This window comes from Kitasatospora sp. NPDC127060 (assembly GCF_042724935.1).
Classification (GTDB): domain Bacteria; phylum Actinomycetota; class Actinomycetes; order Streptomycetales; family Streptomycetaceae; genus Kitasatospora.
The window spans coordinates 1-1,788 of sequence record NZ_JBHXEG010000188.1; the positions used below are offsets into that span (position 1 = coordinate 1).

2 protein-coding genes are annotated in these 1,788 nt (G+C 74.0%); both read left to right on the forward strand.

Features of this window, described 5'->3' with window-relative positions; translation table 11 throughout:
* Positions 1-212, forward strand: a 212-nt coding sequence (locus ACFWIS_RS40610) for a phosphopantetheine-binding protein (protein ID WP_380464132.1), incomplete at its 5' end; no start/stop codon positions are given.
* 79 nt (positions 213-291) lie between these two features.
* A partial coding sequence (locus ACFWIS_RS40615) for a condensation domain-containing protein (protein WP_380524396.1) occupies positions 292-1,788 on the forward strand: 1,497 nt, incomplete at its 3' end.

The following is a 1,788-nucleotide window of genomic DNA, read 5'->3' on the forward strand; positions in this document are numbered from 1 at the left end:
TCAGCATCGACGACGGCTTCTTCGACCTCGGCGGCCACTCCCTGCTCGCCACCAAACTGGTCAGCCGGATCCGCACCGCCCTCGGCGTCGAACTGTCGATCCGCACCCTCTTCGACCACCCCACGGTCGGCGAACTCTCCACCGCGCTGCCCGCGGCCCGCAAGGCCCGCCCCGCCCTCCGGCCGATGCGCCGGCCCGGCAGCGCCTCGTAGGTCACGCGCGCCACCGACCGTCCCCGGTGGCCCGACCGTCACGTCCCCAACTCAGCACGTCACCCGCCGGAGGCACACCGTGATCCCGTTGTCGTTCGCGCAGCAGCGGCTGTGGTTCATCGAACAGCTCGAGGGCCCGAGCGCGCTCTACAACACCCCGTTCGCCGTCCGGCTGACCGGCGCGATCGACACCGCCGCGCTCACCCTCGCCCTGCGGGACGTGCTCACCCGGCACGAGGTGCTGCGCACCACCTTCCCGGCCACCGACGGCCGGCCGCAGCAGTCGATCGCCGAACCGGACAGCCCCGCCGTCCGGTCCGCCGCGGTGGTGGCGGAGCCGGTGGCCGACGAGGCCGAGCTGTCCGTCCGGCTGGACGCGGCGATGCGGCACGTCTTCGACCTCGCCACCGAACTCCCCGTCCGCTGCGGCCTGTTCTCGCTCTCCGACCAGGAGCACGTACTGCTGGTGCTGATGCACCACATCGCCAGCGACGCCTGGTCCGTCCCCCCGCTCTTCCGCGACCTGGACGCCGCCTACCGTGCCCGGCTGGCCGACACCGCGCCGCAGTGGGAGCCGCTGCCCGTCCAGTACGCCGACTACACCCTCTGGCAGCGCGAGGTGCTCGGCGCCGAGGACGACCCGGAGAGCCAGCTCTCCACCCAACTCGCCTACTGGAAGGGCGCCCTGGCCGAGGCCCCGGAGGAGCTGGACCTCCCCCGCGACCGGCCGAGACCGTCCGCACCGAGCCACCGCGGCGGCTCCGCCGTCCTCAGCCTGGACGCCGAACTCCACGCCGCCCTGGCCCGGTTGGCGGCCGAGGAGCGCGCCAGCCTGTTCATGGTGCTGCAGGCCGCCGTCGCCACCCTCTACACCCGCCTCGGCGCCGGCACCGACCTGCCGCTGGGCACCGCGGTGGCCGGACGCACCGACGAGGCCCTGGACGACCTGGTCGGCTTCTTCGTCAACACCGTGGTGCTGCGCACCGACACCTCGGGCGATCCGACCTTCCGCGAACTGCTGGAGCGCGTCCGCCGCACCGTCCTGGACGCCTTCGACCACCAGGACGTCCCCTTCGAGCGCCTGGTCGAACAGCTCAACCCGGCCCGACTCCCGGCCCGTCACCCGCTGTTCCAGACCATGGTGACCCTGGACAGCGACGAGGACCTCCCCGCCGACTTCGCCGGCCACAGCTGCCGGGAGTACGTCCTCGAACAGCACCTGGCCAAGTTCGACCTCTCCTTCGCCTTCGTCGAGCAGCACGACGCCGACGGCGCCGCCAACGGCCTGACCGGGGCCGTGGAGTACGCCGCCGACCTCTTCGACCACGCCACCGCCGCCACCCTGGGCGAGCGCCTGGCCCGGGTCCTGCGGGCGGCCGCCACCGACCCGGACGCGCCGATCGGGGCGATCGAGGTCCTCGGCCCGGCGGAGCGGGCCCAGTTGCTCTCCGGCCGGCACGGCCCGGTCGCCGCGCTGCCGACCGGCGCGGTCCCCGAGCTGTTCGAGGCCCGCGCGGCCGCGACGCCGGAGGCGGTCGCGCTGGTCGCGGGCCCGGAGACGCTGACCTACGGCGAA